The 15,611-nt window shown below is 39.3% G+C and carries 15 protein-coding genes; 6 read left to right on the forward strand and 9 right to left on the reverse strand.

The window, feature by feature from the left end; translation table 11 throughout:
- Nucleotides 1-54 precede the first annotated feature (54 nt).
- From E0D95_RS04230 to E0D95_RS04240, 3 genes are all read left to right on the forward strand, one after another.
- Nucleotides 55-966 (forward strand): RluA family pseudouridine synthase, encoded by a 912-nt coding sequence (locus tag E0D95_RS04230; RefSeq protein WP_213073693.1) that lies wholly within the window; start codon nt 55-57, stop codon nt 964-966.
- 109 nt (nt 967-1,075) lie between these two features.
- Entirely contained in the window at nt 1,076-1,384 is a 309-nt protein-coding gene (locus tag E0D95_RS04235) for a type II toxin-antitoxin system RelB/DinJ family antitoxin (RefSeq protein ID WP_130802713.1), read from the forward strand.
- Nucleotides 1,385-1,500: 116 nt separating this feature from the next.
- The gene (locus tag E0D95_RS04240) at nt 1,501-1,944 is read left to right on the forward strand and encodes a GNAT family N-acetyltransferase (protein WP_130802714.1); all 444 of its coding nucleotides are present in this window, start codon (nt 1,501-1,503) and stop codon (nt 1,942-1,944) included.
- 85 nt (nt 1,945-2,029) lie between these two features.
- Here E0D95_RS04240 and E0D95_RS04245 read toward each other — a convergent pair whose 3' ends face one another.
- Nucleotides 2,030-2,740, reverse strand: coding sequence for a pseudouridine synthase (locus tag E0D95_RS04245; protein ID WP_130802715.1), 711 nt, complete (start codon nt 2,738-2,740; stop codon nt 2,030-2,032).
- Nucleotides 2,741-3,046: 306 nt separating this feature from the next.
- On the opposite strand from E0D95_RS04245, the gene E0D95_RS04250 reads away from it, so the two are divergent.
- Nucleotides 3,047-3,496 (forward strand): DUF441 domain-containing protein, encoded by a 450-nt coding sequence (locus E0D95_RS04250; protein ID WP_431830736.1) that lies wholly within the window; start codon nt 3,047-3,049, stop codon nt 3,494-3,496.
- A gap of 1 nt (nt 3,497) precedes the next feature.
- Here E0D95_RS04250 and E0D95_RS04255 read toward each other — a convergent pair whose 3' ends face one another.
- The 3 genes from E0D95_RS04255 to E0D95_RS04265 form a co-directional block, all read right to left on the reverse strand.
- The gene (locus E0D95_RS04255) at nt 3,498-4,526 is read right to left on the reverse strand and encodes a GGDEF domain-containing protein (RefSeq protein WP_130802717.1); all 1,029 of its coding nucleotides are present in this window, start codon (nt 4,524-4,526) and stop codon (nt 3,498-3,500) included.
- 204 nt (nt 4,527-4,730) lie between these two features.
- Nucleotides 4,731-5,651, reverse strand: a complete 921-nt coding sequence (locus tag E0D95_RS04260) for a LysR family transcriptional regulator (RefSeq protein WP_130802718.1) — start codon at nt 5,649-5,651, stop codon at nt 4,731-4,733.
- 410 nt (nt 5,652-6,061) lie between these two features.
- Nucleotides 6,062-6,499: a hypothetical protein gene (locus E0D95_RS04265; protein WP_130802719.1), complete on the reverse strand. Its 438-nt coding sequence runs from the start codon at nt 6,497-6,499 to the stop codon at nt 6,062-6,064.
- Nucleotides 6,500-6,708: 209 nt separating this feature from the next.
- On the opposite strand from E0D95_RS04265, the gene E0D95_RS04270 reads away from it, so the two are divergent.
- Nucleotides 6,709-7,920 carry an MFS transporter gene (locus E0D95_RS04270; RefSeq protein WP_130802720.1) on the forward strand — a complete coding sequence of 404 codons (1,212 nt, stop codon included), beginning with the start codon at nt 6,709-6,711 and terminating at the stop codon, nt 7,918-7,920.
- 164 nt (nt 7,921-8,084) lie between these two features.
- Here the strand turns inward: E0D95_RS04270 and E0D95_RS04275 are convergent, their stop codons facing one another.
- From E0D95_RS04275 to E0D95_RS04285, 3 genes are all read right to left on the reverse strand, one after another.
- Entirely contained in the window at nt 8,085-9,032 is a 948-nt protein-coding gene (locus E0D95_RS04275) for a nucleoside hydrolase (protein ID WP_130802721.1), read from the reverse strand.
- A gap of 79 nt (nt 9,033-9,111) precedes the next feature.
- Nucleotides 9,112-9,963: a 2OG-Fe(II) oxygenase family protein gene (locus E0D95_RS04280; protein ID WP_130802722.1), complete on the reverse strand. Its 852-nt coding sequence runs from the start codon at nt 9,961-9,963 to the stop codon at nt 9,112-9,114.
- A gap of 165 nt (nt 9,964-10,128) precedes the next feature.
- Nucleotides 10,129-11,115 (reverse strand): ion transporter, encoded by a 987-nt coding sequence (locus tag E0D95_RS04285; RefSeq protein ID WP_130802723.1) that lies wholly within the window; start codon nt 11,113-11,115, stop codon nt 10,129-10,131.
- Nucleotides 11,116-11,360: 245 nt separating this feature from the next.
- On the opposite strand from E0D95_RS04285, the gene E0D95_RS04290 reads away from it, so the two are divergent.
- Nucleotides 11,361-12,818 (forward strand): DASS family sodium-coupled anion symporter, encoded by a 1,458-nt coding sequence (locus E0D95_RS04290; RefSeq protein WP_130802724.1) that lies wholly within the window; start codon nt 11,361-11,363, stop codon nt 12,816-12,818.
- Between the two features lie 96 nt (nt 12,819-12,914).
- On the opposite strand, the gene E0D95_RS04295 is transcribed toward E0D95_RS04290, so the two are convergent.
- Nucleotides 12,915-14,285 carry an NAD-dependent succinate-semialdehyde dehydrogenase gene (locus E0D95_RS04295; protein WP_130802725.1) on the reverse strand — a complete coding sequence of 457 codons (1,371 nt, stop codon included), beginning with the start codon at nt 14,283-14,285 and terminating at the stop codon, nt 12,915-12,917.
- A 390-nt stretch (nt 14,286-14,675) separates the two neighbouring features.
- Nucleotides 14,676-15,440 (reverse strand): glutathione S-transferase family protein, encoded by a 765-nt coding sequence (locus tag E0D95_RS04300; RefSeq protein ID WP_130802726.1) that lies wholly within the window; start codon nt 15,438-15,440, stop codon nt 14,676-14,678.
- Nucleotides 15,441-15,611 lie beyond the last annotated feature (171 nt).

Here is a 15,611-nt window from a genome sequence, read left to right on the forward strand (position 1 = left end):
GTTTCCACGTCATGCTTCTTTATCTTTCACTGTTAATGCCAATAATTAGCGCCAATGATCAAAACTGATTTTATTCCCCCGATGATAAAAGGAGTAAGTGCCAGTAAGGCCTTTTTGCCTGCTCACAGAGATCCAGTGGTGACAACGATATTTAAATATGTTTGCCAACAGTTTGCCCATATTTCAGTGCATGAATGGCAACAACGCTTTGCAGATGGTTTAGTTTATGATGCAAGCGGACAAATACTGAATGTTCATAGCCCCTATCAGGCAAATACTCATATTTTTTATTATCGTTTTTTAGCACACGAACAGCCTGTCCCTTTTCAACATCATATTTTATTTGAAAATGATGCATTGCTGGTTGTGGATAAACCACATTTTTTGACTATAAGCCCTACAGGACAATATGTTCAGGAAACATTGCTGGTGCGCTTAAAGAATCAAACGGGAATTGAGGAACTCAGTCCAATTCATCGTTTGGATCGGGAAACCGCAGGAATTATATTATTGAGTAAAAAAACTCAAGTACGACATGCGTATCAACAGCTTTTTGCCAACCGCCAAGTACAAAAAACTTATCATGCAATTGCAGCTTATCGTTCTGAATTAAGTTTTCCCCGAACATTAAATTTATGCATGCAAAAAGGGCAGCCCTTTTACACTATGCAAATTGATGCGCACGGTGAACCGAATAGCGAGACTTATATTGAATGTCTGGAACATAACCAGTTCTGGGCAAAATATCGGCTTAAACCCGTTACAGGTAAGCAACATCAATTACGGGTTCATCTGAATTATTTAGGTGTTCCAATCAAAAATGATCCGTTTTACCCGACGGTTTTACATAAAAAGCACGACGATTTTTCTGCCCCCTTACAACTGTTAGCCAAACACATTGAATTTATAGATCCCATCAGCCATGAAAAAATTTGTATAGAATCTCAATATAATCTTGATTTGTAACCTCAATGTAATGACAAATGCGCTATTTTTTATATGCAAAATATTGAAATTACAATTTCTTGGTTTAAAATGAATTTTTAAAAATTAAAATATTAATTGGTTAATATTCATGCGAAAAACTGAAGTCTATCAAGTTCGTCTTGACTCGCAAGAAAAAAAACAGGCTTTTGCTGTTTTTAAACAATTGGGGATTACGCCTGCGCAAGCGGTTCGTCTTTTCTTTAAACAAGTGGTGTTGACCAAGTCCATTCCATTTGCCATTGAGAACCAGAGCATCAATATGGAACAATTGCTTAAACTCAGAAAAATGAAATCATCGACGACTCAGCCCAACCATAACGGCACCGAAAATGAACTTGATGATGATGCATTTTTTGAAGAGTTGAATGCACTGCTAGGGGAAAGTGATCATCTATAATTTAAATTGATCTATAAGTGCTTATAAATATAAACAAGTTTTAACGTTATTGTTTTCATTTTTTCGTTATGCTCTCCATGTTTAGGATAATCAATATAAATATATGGAGAAGTTAAATGATTGTACGTCGGGCAACATTAGAAGATTTAAATCAGCTTGCCGTGTTATTTGATGAATACCGTCAATTTTATGGAGCTTCCTCCAATCTTAAACAATCTTATGATTTTCTTAAACAACGTTTTGAAAACAAACAAAGTGTCATTTTTATCCATGTCAAAGATGATGTATTTACAGGTTTCGTGCTGCTGTATTTAGGCTTTTCATCTGTAGCTTGTGCCAACTATTATATTTTAGACGATGTTTATGTAACTCCAATCTATCGACGTCAAGGTTCAGCTCGACAACTGATTGATACCGCTATTCTCTTTGCTCGTCATGAAAATGCGCTCAGAATTAGCTTAGAAACCCAAAGAACCAACATTGAATCACATCGCTTATATGAATCTATGGGCTTTATCAGAGATGATGAATTTAGTACATATCACTGTTTTTTGAAATAGATTTTTTAACTGAGTTTTTAAGCCAATATTCCAAACAAGTTGGCTAAAATTATGTTGAAATCAATGATGTTCAACACTTTTTGACTTATGAATTGCCACCTTGTTGCGCCGCCATCACTTGTTGCGGATCAAGATAAATCCACTCTCCTTGTTCAAGCTCTGGTAAATCCAGCAAACCGATACGCTGACGATGCAAACTTTCCACTTTGTTGCCGACCGCAGCCAGCATACGCTTAACCTGATGATAAACCCCTTGATGAATGGTCATACTGAGTTGATGTTCATTTAAAAGTTGAACTTCGGTAGCAACGAATATGCCTTTTTCGTGATGTAACTCGACACCTTTTTCTAAAGCAATTAATTGTTGTTCCGAAATGGGATCAACTGTTGTGACATGATAAACCTTGGGCACATGACGTTTAGGATGCGTGAGTCCATGTAAAAACTGGCCATCGTCTGTCAGTAATAATAATCCTGTCGTGTCCTGATCAAGCCGACCTACCGCAGCCAAGCCACGTTCACGCAGTGTATCTGGAAATAAATGAAATACGCTTTGGTGATGTTGAGGTTGATGTGAACATTCAAAGCCTTGCGGCTTATTCAATGCGATATACACTTTTTCACGATAAATATAGTCCTCACCAAATACGGAAAAATGTAAATTTTCGAGATTTACCCGCAATTTCAGATCGGTTTGTAATTCACCTTGAATGCAAATTGCTCCATTTTTAATCAGTTGCTGGCAATGTTTACGTGAACCAAAACCTTGTGACTGCAACATTTTTTCCAAGAGCATAACCACATCCTAAATCAGCGATGAGATAGTTTAACTGATTTTCATAAAGCTTGAGTAGCGACATCACAACTGGAACTACCAAGATTCGCTGTCCCATCCATCATTGGAGCAACTTATTATCCAAAAAACTTAAAGAATACTCTAATCCATTGAATCAGTTAAATGATTAAGACTATGATCTTTTTAGATGAGTACATAAGAAAATCTATCTCGAATAGTTTGTACTCAAAGAGAAATGATCTTTTTCAACCATTGCTAAAATCATTATACAATACACCCTCTCCCTCTTAGATATTTGCCATCATTATGTCCCAGCTTGATATCAATCTGTTGGTTTTACTCATCCTCTTAGCCTGCGGGATCTTTAGCCAAAATTCAGCAGTCACGATTGCGGCTGGTGTACTGATTTTGTTTAAACTTACACCACTCAGTCAATATTTCCCTTATTTACAAGAACATGGCTTAAATATAGGCGTGATAATCCTCACCATTGGTGTACTTACGCCTATTGCGAGCGGCAAATTAAGTGGCGAAAGTATTCTTAAATCCTTTCTAAGCTATAAATCAATTTTAGCAATTGCAGTGGGTTTACTGGTTGCATGGCTGGGTGGACGTGGTGTCAAACTCATGAGCAATCAACCTGATGTAGTCGCAGGCTTATTAATTGGAACAGTTGCTGGTGTCGCTGTGCTAAGAGGCGTTCCCGTAGGACCACTCATTGCTGCTGGAATTTTATCTTTACTGGTTCGCTATTAATTTAGAGAAAATTTAACTTGTTTGAAATCTTATCTTGCTTCTTTAGTCTTTTAGATAAGTACATTTGTTGATCCGCAAATTCTAAAAGTTCTTCAACAGAACGTGCATCGGTAGGATAAATTGCAATGCCTGTACTACAGCGAATATTGAGATTTTTATCCTCAAAGATAAATTTTGGTTTACAAATCTGCTCAATCCGCTTTAAAACCTGTGTACTTAAATCGGGATTTTTTAACTGAGTTAAAATAATCGCAAATTCATCTCCCCCGATACGGGCAATATGATCCTGCGAACGAATGACTAATTTCAATCGTTTTGCAAACTCTTTTAGCACAGCATCCCCGACACGATGCCCATATTGATCATTAATTGGTTTCAATTCATCCATATCAATAATAAATAAAGCAAAAGAATGTTGATCAGACTGTGCTTTTGCTAAGCATTGCCTAAAACGATCTAGAAATTGACTACGGTTGGACAGTTCAGTCAGAACATCCTGTGTTGCCATCCGATACAGTTCTTGTGTGCCAAAACGTGTGGCATGATACATGGCAGCAGCAATCAATTCAGACATGAGTTCAAGTAGTTGTAAGTCACCCGATTGATATGCTTCTACGCGTTTTGAATAAATTTTTAAAACGCCCATGGGTTCATCACAATGAATAAGTGGCACGACTGCCATTGATCGCAGCCCTACATAACGACAAGCTTCACGGTCAACTCGCGCATCATCTTCAGTATCGGAACTATATAAAATTTCTTTTTTTTCAATACATAAACCAGATAGGCTATTTTTAATTTTGATACGATGCCCCAGTAAATTTGAGGCACTGCCAGCCACTGAGTGCACCACCATTTCATCTGCTTCTAGCAGTTCAATAATTGCTCCATCTGCCCCAATGATGGTCTGTGCCTGCTGAGTGACCATCATCATCACTGCATTTAAGTCCAAACCTAATTTTGCAATGGCGGTCTGTGTCTTGATGACTAAAAGTAGCTGTTCAACTGTGGGTTGACCTTGACCTGACATGTTGACCCCTGAGCTTTGTTTTAATTGATTGTAAAAATTTTAGCTTTTGAATTTAGTCGTGAAAGTATGTTTCTAATTTTACGTCTTCTAAAAATAAATGCATAGCAAAGAATGAAATACATAGTCACGCAAATATTTGCTGAACTGATTCAGCTCAAACTCAGCTGATCGGGAAAGATCAGCTTGAGTAATCATCCGATCCAGTTAAGCGGTATAAAAATTGGTTCGTTTTTGAGAAAATTTTTCGAGCTGTTTTAAAAAGCCTTCAAAATAGCTTTTTTCCTTTTCCTCTGTTCGATAGCCTGCATATAAAGTACGACGTAATCCATGGGCTGACACACAATCCAGACGGCGGCTGGTCACCCAACCCTTTTGCTCATATTCGTTAACCACCCAATCAGGTAAAGCCGAGATCCCTCGACCGCTTGCCACCAGTTGTATCAACATTTGAGTTAAATCAGTAGTTCGTATTTCTTTGGGCTGTATATTTGCAGGAATAAATAAATGCGCCATGATATCCAGACGATGCTTATCGACTGGATAGGTAATCAAGGTCTGTTCTGACAAATCCTGAACGGTAATTGTTTCAGCGCGAACCAACGGATGTGTATTTGAAAGCACCAAACGCGACTCATATTCAAAAATTGGAAAATATTCAATCCCTTTTAATGCAATCGGATCTGCGGTAATGAGCAGATCAAATTCACCTGTTTGTAAGAGCTCATGTGGATTAGCTTCAAAAGCCGAAGCAAAGTCTAAATCAACATCCGGATATTGTTGGCGATATTGATTCAATAAAGGCATTAACCAGTCAAAACAGCTATGACATTCCGATGAAAAAATAATGCGCCCCGTTTGTCCATGTACAATACGAGTGATATCACTTTGTGCAATCTGGATTTGTGGCAAAACATCATCTGCAAGTTTTAATAAGCGTTGTCCTACACTGGAAAAAGTCACTGGACGACTGCGTCGATTGACCACTTCTACCCCATACCAATGATCCAGCTCTTTAAGTTGATGCGAAATGGCTGAGGGTGTTAAACACAGATCATTTGCCGCAGCAACCAGCGAACCATGCTCACGTAAAGCCAATAAAGTTTTAAGATGACGAATTTCAAGCATGATCAATATCCAGTAAGATGACTTTAAGGTCTCGTCATTGCAGATACTGCATACAATGTAAAAAACTAAAGTTACGAGATAAAAGTGAATACTTTTCATCTTAACATAAAATTAATGAGTTTCTTTAATACGTTATTTATTTCATTCTTCGATGGATGAAGTAAATCAGGCTAAACTAAAAGCAGATGAAGATAAAATTTGCTGATGATCAACGTCATAGCGAGCAATAAACTTGCATGAAAACTCATATCTTGTGCTTGGTGTCTACTTGGCGATTTCATCCTAAAGTCATAGACAGGCTTCATGTTAGCCATCAATCTGAATAAAAAAGCAAATAAGCTTCAGTGTTCACTACTCTAAATCAAATTTGATCTAGAGCATTGATAAAAGAATCATCTTAAAGCATTCGTTTATTGTGCAGTTGTCGTGGTTTGAGTTTGAGATGGAGTCTGTACCGACAGTAATTGATGACTTGCCACATGGTCTTGCTGATCAAATACGATCTGATATGACAGTTTTTTTCCATCAAAATAAGATTCGGCAGGTGTGCCAATCACTTCCCACAATCCTGCCGATGCTACATCTGCCAAACCGTGCCAGATCACACGACTGGTTTTATTTAATTTAGAGTAACCCTGTTGAAAGGTATAAATTTCTACACGCTGACCATCTTTATATTCTGACATCACGGGTGCGCCAAACTCCGCAATGACATGATTTCGTGGGATACCCGTATTAAGTACAGTCAAATTTTTCTTACTTGGCTGATTACTCGCCATTACCACGGCACAACCAGAACTTGCCAACACACAAACTGCTAACCCCACCACCAGCATATTTTTTAACATCTTAAATACTCATTATTTTGATCAATTCCCCAACCGCATTATTTCCAGCAAATGCAGCAGCTAAATATATTATAAGTAAAGTTTTTTTCAATGATTATTTAAAATAAACTTCAACAAAAACTTAACCAATTCCAAGTAAATTGCTAAACTTTTAGGCGCAATTTCCACTATAATAATTAAGGATATTTCTCTCCCTATTTAAAATTTTTATGCTTTCTTCATCGAACAACTCGATTTCTCCTTCGCCACACCGTTCATTATTTTGGATCATTCTCGCCCTTGCCATGGGTGGTTTTTGTATAGGAACCACTGAATTTGTAGCGATGGGACTTATTCAGGAAATTGCGCTTGATTTGCACATCAGTCTTCCGGATGCAGGTCATTTTATTAGTGCTTATGCTCTAGGCGTGGTCATTGGCGCGCCTGTCATTGCAATTCTGGGTGCGCGTATTCCGCGTAAGTCACTATTGCTTGGGCTCATGCTGTTTTATGGCATTGCCAATGCATTCACAGCCTTAGCAAATACTCCTGAAACAGTTTTACTTTCCCGGTTTATCGCTGGCTTTCCTCATGGTGCATATTTTGGTGTTGGTGCTTTGGTCGCTGCAGAATTGGCAGGGCCTAAAAAACGAGCTTCGGCAGTTGCACAAATGATGATGGGTCTAACAGTCGCGACTGTACTTGGAGTTCCACTGGCAACATGGCTTGGCCAGCAATTTGGCTGGCGTTCGGGTTTTGAGTTTTCTTCCATTATTGCTTTTTTGACTTTATTCGCGATCGCATTTTTTGTGCCTGCAATTCCTGTACGTGCTACAGCCAGTATCAAAACCGAATTGGCTGGACTGAAAAATATCAACATGTGGTTAACCCTTGCTGTAGGTGCAATTGGGTTTGGTGGCATGTTTTCTGTTTATAGTTATGTCTCACCGATTTTGACTGAATACACTCAAGTGAATATTGATATCGTTCCGATTGCACTGGCCATTTGGGGCGTTGGTATGGTGATTGGGGGGCTGGCTGCTGGATGGCTCGCAGATCGTAATTTAAATAAAACAATGGTCGGAGTGCTCATCTGTTCTGCTCTGGCGTTTGTTTTTGCAAGTTTTATGATGAGTCAAATATATACTGCCATCTTGGCGTTATTTCTGATCGGTCTAACTGTCATGGGCTTAGGAGGTACACTACAAATGCGTTTAATGGATGTGGCCGGTGAAGCACAAGGTTTGGCAGCGTCGCTCAATCATTCAGCATTTAATCTGGCAAATGCATTGGGTGCATTTCTTGGCGGATGGGTTTTGAGTCATAAAATGGGTTGGATTGCGCCAATTTGGGTTGGTTTTGTTCTCAGCCTTGCAGGATTAATCGTATTATTATTGGCTTTTGCAGTAGAGAAGAAAAAGCAATTTCAGGCAAAAGTTTAAGGTGAATCTATTAAACTAGTGCGGTGAAGTATAAATTAATACGCATTTAAACTCAGCAGCAAAGCCTATGTTTATATTCACGTATATCTACATTGGGCTTTGTTGCATGAGGGACTCGCGCTTATTTAATCTCCATAAATATTAGGTTGCATTCATCTAATTGTTTATTCATAACTTGCAAGACGGTGTGAAAGTAACTGAAAAAAACCATCCCGATTAATATGACGTAGAAATTCTGCATTGGCTTTACGATCAGTCACACGCCACCAATCTACTACTGTCGCTCCTAGTGTAAGTGCACTGTTGGTTTCAATTTCAACATTCACCCAGCGTCCAGAAAATAATTCTGGCTGTATCAAATAAGCGATCACGCAAGGATCATGCAGTGGCGCACCTTCTGAACCATATTTTTCTCGGTCATAACGTTCAAAAAAATCTGTCCACGCAGCGACAGCGGTTCCGACCTGATTATTCATAGCGCGCAAATCATCGAGCCATTGTTTAGAAGTTAACGCCTGATGCGTCACATCTAAAGGAATAACTGTCAAAGGAATACCTGATGCGAACACAATTTGTGCCGCTTCAGGGTCAACATACATATTAAATTCTGCGGAAGGTGTAATGTTGCCACCTTCAAAAAAACCACCACCCATCAGCACAATTCGTTCAATGCGGGATGCAATGTCTGGGGCTTGCATAAGTGCTTGGGCTGTGTTGGTCATTGGCCCCAAAGAACACAAGGTAATGGTTTTTTCGGGTGCTTGTCGTAAGGTTTCAATCATAAAATCCACGGCATGCATGGACTGTAGCGGCATAATGGGTTCAGGTAACTCAATACCATCCAGTCCTGTTTTGCCATGCACATTTTCAGCCGTTACCAATGCACGTTTAAGTGGTTGATGACACCCAGCAAATACTGCAACATCAGATCGTTTCGCCAATTCACACACTCTACGCGCATTCAAACTGGTCAGTGCCAAAGGCACATTGCCTGCAACGGTGGTAATTCCTAACACTTCTAATTCAGGGCTTGCCAAAGCCAGCAAGATTGCAACGGCATCGTCTTGTCCAGGATCTGTATCAATAATAATTTGACGAGGAAAATGTGTCATAGAGCCGCCTTGATGCCATGCATCCAGATATTAAAAGTTAAAATATTAAGCATTATCTTTCTATGTTTTATATCGACTATTACAGTAAAATTTTTCCATCCTGAATGACCTTTAGCTCTTGCATACGCTGTGTATGATAAGCTCCCGCAGTATAACGTTCTGATAACACTACATCTTTACGCGGTTGTAAAAAAAATGGCATCGCAATCCGTTCTTGCTCTAAATCCTGATTTTTATATTTCACCACGCGATGGGTAGTGGAAGGATAATAAAACTGTGAGGCTTCTTGCAGCATATCTCCAATATTAATAATGATCGAGTTAGGTTCTACAGGGACATCGTACCATTGCCCAGAAATATCTTTTACCTGCAAACCCGGAGCAGTTGCAGCAGGCAAAATGGTGATTAAATTAATATCTTCATGCGCTGCTGCACGCACATAATCATCCTGAGTATCTATGGGTGTATAACGAAGTATGCGTAATAAACTCTCTGAACCCTCAATCATTTGAGGTAAGGGCTCACTATAGTTTTTTTGAACGTCGGCAGGAGAAAAGTCCTGAATCCATTGCAATAACTGTTTCGCCAATAATAGTGCTTGTTGATAATATTGGTGAGTCTGATTGGACAAATGTTCAGGAAAAACGCCTGAGGGGAAAATATGAAAGAACTCTTTTAAATCTTTGACAGTTTGCCCTTTCGCAGTTTCAGATAAATCTGCTGGAAAAAATCCTCCTTTCATATCAGGACGCACCCGATACTGATGTTTTCCCTCTGATTGGAAAAAATTCAGCCATTCTACATAAATAGACTGAATTAAATCCCAATCTAAAGGATGATGCACAATCACCGCAAAGCCTGTCTGACGAAGTGACTGTGTAAAAAGCTGAGCTGCATGAGGAGCTTGATAATCAATAGTCGCAATCTGCATAGAAACTCCTTATCTTTCACTTCTTCTAGCAAGAAACAAGCCGTAATCAGAATTTAGCATAAAAGCTCATCATTCAAGTCAACTCTGAGTCAAATCATGATGTTGATATATCTCTTTATATTCAGCGTGATATATGATCATCATCAAACTGGGCTGATACAAAACTTAACCTTCTGGCAGTTTCTCCCCGCAATGCGGGCAATATCGAAAACTGGCTTGGCTCTGTTCTTTTTCTTCCAGATCCTTTTCACGAATAAGTTGCATAATGACATCATGGGTTTGTTCTTTACCTAAACCGATTTTTTTCCTTATTTTTTCAATTTGTTCATTTTCATGTAAATAATCAATTTGATTGGACAGTAGCATATTTCTAAACTCCTGAACCAGCCGTTGATTACGTAAACTCAACTCATTGGCAAGACCTGTTGCCAAAATACCAGCGGGTAAAGCTGCCAAGCCTACCCCTAATATTGTAATCACTGCGCCTAATAACTTACCAATATTGGTAATAGGTGTGACATCGCCATAACCTACTGTCGTGAGAGTAACCACTGCCCACCACATGGCTTGTGGAATTGAACTGAATACACCCGGCTGGGCTTTATTTTCAACAACATAGATTCCACCTGCTGCCATCACAATCATAATCAACAAGATAAAAACAACTGCCTGAAATGAACCTTTTTCACGTTCAATCACGGCTAGCAAAATTTGAAGCGATACAAAATAACGTGTGAGTTTGAGTAAACGAAGTAAGCGTAAAATTCGAAGGAAACGCAAATCTATCGGGACAATAAAGTTTAAATACGCAGGCAAAATTGCCAGTAAATCAATAATTGCGCCGCCACTCATCATCCATTGCAATCGTGTTTTCCATGCCTTTTGCTCAGGATGTTCTTCAGGCACACACCATAACCGCAAAAGATATTCGATACTAAATAATCCAATTGAAATAAATTCAAAACCATCAAAAAAAGGTTTATATGCCCAATAAATTGAATCGACCGATTCCAGCATGACTGCGAGCACATTGGTAACAATTAAAATAATTAAAAAAAAGTTAATCAAACGACTCAGTGGACTTTCATAATCACTATTATGTAAATGATTAAAAATGAAACGGCGTAAATAACGGATTGAAAATGTAGCCATAACCATCGACACTTATCGTGATACTTCGTATTTCCTTCAATTTATCACGTCTTTTAAAAATTTATATCACCTTAAATGTGAGCATTGAAAAATGCCAGATTAACAGATGACGAACAATTCTGTGTTTGTCGCCTGATTCATCATCTTTCATAATCAATCTATAAAACATAAAACAATCGTTCTCCATACAAGATTGTTCAACACATAAATTAAAACTTAATCATATTCATAATAAGGCGGTCATTATGGGTTTTAAACCAATTCCAGCAGCCATTGCCTGTGCTTTAGCACTCATTATCTGGTTTCTTGTGCCAGTTTCTCAAGGCGTTCAACCTGATGCTTGGCATTTATTTGCAATGTTTGTGGGGGTGATTGCAGCAATTATTGGTAAAGCCTTACCAATTGGTGCAATTGCTATGCTTGCTATTACGTTGGTGGCAGTCACAGGAGTCACCAATGATCAGCCTAGTGAAGCAATTAAAGATGCGCTAAGTAGTTTTTCCAACCCGCTCATCTGGTTGATTGGTGTATCAATCATGATTTCGCGCGGTCTACAAAAAACTGGATTGGGTGCTCGCTTAGGCTATTTATTTATTGCAGTCTGGGGCAAACGTACCATGGGCATTGGTTATAGTATGGTGCTGTCTGAGCTGATTCTAGCTCCCGTAACCCCAAGTAATACTGCACGTGGCGGTGGGATTATTCATCCGATAGTCCGTGCAATTGCGACTAGTTACGACTCTGACCCAGCCAAAGGTACGGAAGGTCGTATGGGTAAATATCTGGCATTAGTCAATTACCACGCCAACCCAATTACTTCTGCCATGTTTATTACCGCAACAGCACCAAATCCCTTAGTGGTTGATCTAGTTGCCAAAGCCACCAACTCTGAAATTTCTCTTAGTTGGAGCACATGGGCAATCGCCATGCTGGTGCCGGGCATTATTGCTTTGGTGATTATGCCGATTGTAATCTATTTTATGTATCCGCCCGAAATTAAGAGAACACCCAATGCAGCGCAGTTTGCTAAAGAACGCTTAAAAGAAATGGGTTCTGTCACAGTACATGAAGTCATTATGCTGGGTGTTTTTGGCATTATGTTATTACTCTGGGCGGGTATTCCTGCCATGATCTTGGGGCCTGCATGGGCTGTCGATGCAACCACCACAGCCTTTATTGGTTTAAGTTTGTTATTGCTGACGGGAGTATTGACTTGGGATGACATTCTTAATCAAAAAAGTGCTTGGGATACTGTGACTTGGTTTGCAGCACTGGTCATGATGGCAACTTATCTTAATAAACTCGGACTGATTACTTGGTTTTCTGGTGTATTAGAAAACAACATTGCACACTTGGGTTTAAGTTGGGTATTTGCCAGTTTATTACTGATGCTGACATATATATATGCTCATTATATGTTTGCCAGTACCACAGCACATATTACTGCCATGTTTGCTGCTTTTTATACCGCGGGTATTGCGCTGGGTGCGCCACCAATGTTATTTGCCCTGATCATGGCTGCTGCTTCCAGCATCATGATGACGCTTACCCATTATGCAACAGGAACTTCACCAATTATTTATGGTTCAGGATATACCACGCTAGGCGAATGGTGGAAAACTGGATTTGTCATGAGTGTCATTAATATTGTGATTTTTATTTTAATTGGTGGAATCTGGTGGAAATTCCTCGGTTATTGGTAATAACTTAACATAGTCGATTAATCATCGATCTGATTTAAACAGTCTGTTGTGAATATGCCACAACAGACTGTTTAAAATGTCTGAATCATGAATGCTTTAAGCACCAATCACGACAAGTTTCTTTTGTACAAACTCATTGAAGCCCAGCTCAGATAATTCATGGCCATAACCTGAACGCTTGACCCCACCAAACGGTAACTCTGGTGCAGTTTGGGTTAAGCTATTAATCCAGATCATGCCTGTTTCAACGCTTGATGCCAATTTTTTAGCTCGATCAATATCTTGAGAATGAATTGCCCCACCTAAACCATAGTGCGATTGGTTTGCGATTTTGACGATTTCCTCGTCATCTTTGGCGACATAAAGTTGTGCTACTGGTCCAAAAAACTCTTCATACCATGCTGGATTACTTTCCTGAATATTTTCCAAAATAGTGGCTTCAAAGAAATTTCCAGCACCTTCCACAGGTTTTCCGCCTAAAACCAGTGTTGCCCCTGCACTCACAGCTTGATCAACCTGCTTATGTAAGTTTTCAACTGCGGATGAAGACGATAATGGGCCTAAACTGGTGGACTCATCCAATGGATCGCCCATTTTCAGCTTTTGAAATGCCTCAATCATGCCCTGCTTAAATTGCTCTGCAATTTTTTCATGTAAAATAAAACGTTTTGCAGCAGTACAGACTTGACCTGCATTATTTAAACGCGCTTGACAGCCCACTTTAATCGCACGTTCAAGATCTGCGTCATCCAGTACAATAAAAACGTCGTTACCACCTAATTCAAGCGTCGATTTTTTCACATACTTACCCGCTTGCTCTGCCACACTACTACCGGCGCCTTCCGAGCCAGTTAATGCAACCCCTTGCACACGTGGGTCTTTAATAATGTCAGCCACCTGATCGGTTGAAATAAATAAATTTGTCCAGACACCTTCGGGTGCACCTGAATCGTGAATAATCTTCTCAAAGGCTTCCGCACACTGTGGAACAATACTGGCATGTTTGAGTAATACAGGATTACCAATTGCGCAGTTCGGTGCGAATACACGCATAAGTTGGTAGAATGGAAAATTCCACGGCTCTACCGCCATAATGACTCCCAAAGGATGATGTTCAACCCATGCTTCACCTAATTCTGAAGGGTATTTTTGAGGGCTCAGGAACTCAGGAGCACGTTCAGCGTAGTATTCTGCAATGTTGGCACAAAGTTCAATCTCGCCACGACTTTGTTTAATCAGTTTGCCCATTTCTTGAGACATCAATTGCGCTAGCGGTTCTTTTTGCTCACGTAAATGTGTAGCTACTTTTTTTAATAACGCAAGACGGTCTTCAAGATTTTTTCTTGACCAATCAGAGTTGAGTAGCTTTTCCGCAGCGTCAAGGCTTTGATCAATTTTAGCTTGATCATGAGAAGAATAGCGTTTTAAAATTTCACCGTTATAAGGGTTAACCGATTGGTAACTCATGGAAATCTCCAATAATTGTGTTTATATACATGCTTTATCTAAATCTACACTTTCATTTTGAATGACTTGAGCGATGTCTAGCTATACGACTGACTCTAAAGAACCGGTTCTAAACAAACTACTCACATGCATGAGTAAATTTTCTAAAAATATCTGCTTTAAATATCGACCACTAGACACCTACAACATACTGTTCCACCTTAAATGCAGTTGAATGGGTTGAACAGGCTTTGCAGCAAAATGTCGCTAAAGCCTCACTCATTGATACAAAAGCGCTTTCTACATAGTATTTGAGTAAATAAAACCGCGGTTTTTGTATGTGATAAGACAAAAAAAAAGCCTTATTTTAGTTCCCTAAAATAAGGCTTTTCGCAACAATTAGTGTGATACCTAGATACCACGCCAATCGACACGTGCATTTCGTTCGGTAGCATAAATACGCTGTACATACTGACCTAGCGGCAGACTCAGTAAATATTCTTTATATTGACGTAATTCTGGAGAGCTCACTTCGTTATTTTCACGCTCCCAAGGCGTCCCTGACAGTTCTAAAATGGGGGCCAACATGGAACAAACTGCAATATCGGCCAAACCTAAACGGTCACTGACCAAATAACGCCCAAAGTTGTCAATTAAGCGTTCGTTTAAAACCAGCACCAATTCATCTATCCGTAATTTGGACTGTGCAATCTTCTGCTCTTCTAACTCATAACTTTTGGTCACGAGTGTTTTTAAGAACGGTTTTGAAAATTTTTGAAATTGGCGTAAATAACCTTGCTCACCCATCATAATTTCAAGGGGTTCATCGCCATGGGTTAAAGCATGTCCGAGACTCCAGCGCCGAACATGTACGCCAAGCTCATCCGCAATTTTATCGATATCAAGTGCCAGATCTCTTAGATGGACATCACGTCTTAACAATGAATGTTCAGGATAATGATCATCCAGATACAAGGCAATTTGCGTTGATTCTGCAATCCATTGTTTATCATCTTTTAAAATCGGGAGTTTGTTTTGACCCGTTTTGAGTTGGGCAAAGGCACGATGGAATCCTGGAATCAGATTATGCGCAACATAATCCAGTTCCTTATGATCTAGTAACCAGCGAGCTTTTTCACAATAATGAGATAAAGGAAACTGGTATAAAACCCGCATAAAAGCTCCAAATTATTTTTTTATTAAACCAAATGTAAAAAACAACCTCTTGTTTTTGTTACTTTAGAAGTAACCGAACATGAAAACAATGTACTTTTTGTGCCAAAGATTTGTCTAAATCGCCTATTGATTTCTTTTTTTGAGTAAAAAATACATATCACAATTTATATG

The sequence above is a fragment of the Acinetobacter ihumii genome (genome assembly GCF_900625095.1).
GTDB lineage: Bacteria > Pseudomonadota > Gammaproteobacteria > Pseudomonadales > Moraxellaceae > Acinetobacter > Acinetobacter ihumii.

What these genes read in the sequence shown, in the direction of transcription:
- E0D95_RS04230 (WP_213073693.1), top strand. Translation starts at nt 55, where the DNA reads ATGATCAAAACTGATTTTATTCCCCCGATGATAAAAGGAGTAAGTGCC.
- E0D95_RS04235 (WP_130802713.1), top strand. Translation starts at nt 1,076, where the DNA reads ATGCGAAAAACTGAAGTCTATCAAGTTCGTCTTGACTCGCAAGAAAAA.
- E0D95_RS04240 (WP_130802714.1), top strand. Translation starts at nt 1,501, where the DNA reads ATGATTGTACGTCGGGCAACATTAGAAGATTTAAATCAGCTTGCCGTG.
- E0D95_RS04245 (WP_130802715.1), bottom strand. Translation starts at nt 2,740, where the DNA reads ATGCTCTTGGAAAAAATGTTGCAGTCACAAGGTTTTGGTTCACGTAAA.
- E0D95_RS04250 (WP_431830736.1), top strand. Translation starts at nt 3,047, where the DNA reads ATGTCCCAGCTTGATATCAATCTGTTGGTTTTACTCATCCTCTTAGCC.
- E0D95_RS04255 (WP_130802717.1), bottom strand. Translation starts at nt 4,526, where the DNA reads ATGTCAGGTCAAGGTCAACCCACAGTTGAACAGCTACTTTTAGTCATC.
- E0D95_RS04260 (WP_130802718.1), bottom strand. Translation starts at nt 5,651, where the DNA reads ATGCTTGAAATTCGTCATCTTAAAACTTTATTGGCTTTACGTGAGCAT.
- E0D95_RS04265 (WP_130802719.1), bottom strand. Translation starts at nt 6,499, where the DNA reads ATGTTAAAAAATATGCTGGTGGTGGGGTTAGCAGTTTGTGTGTTGGCA.
- E0D95_RS04270 (WP_130802720.1), top strand. Translation starts at nt 6,709, where the DNA reads ATGCTTTCTTCATCGAACAACTCGATTTCTCCTTCGCCACACCGTTCA.
- E0D95_RS04275 (WP_130802721.1), bottom strand. Translation starts at nt 9,032, where the DNA reads ATGACACATTTTCCTCGTCAAATTATTATTGATACAGATCCTGGACAA.
- E0D95_RS04280 (WP_130802722.1), bottom strand. Translation starts at nt 9,963, where the DNA reads ATGCAGATTGCGACTATTGATTATCAAGCTCCTCATGCAGCTCAGCTT.
- E0D95_RS04285 (WP_130802723.1), bottom strand. Translation starts at nt 11,115, where the DNA reads ATGGCTACATTTTCAATCCGTTATTTACGCCGTTTCATTTTTAATCAT.
- E0D95_RS04290 (WP_130802724.1), top strand. Translation starts at nt 11,361, where the DNA reads ATGGGTTTTAAACCAATTCCAGCAGCCATTGCCTGTGCTTTAGCACTC.
- E0D95_RS04295 (WP_130802725.1), bottom strand. Translation starts at nt 14,285, where the DNA reads ATGAGTTACCAATCGGTTAACCCTTATAACGGTGAAATTTTAAAACGC.
- E0D95_RS04300 (WP_130802726.1), bottom strand. Translation starts at nt 15,440, where the DNA reads ATGCGGGTTTTATACCAGTTTCCTTTATCTCATTATTGTGAAAAAGCT.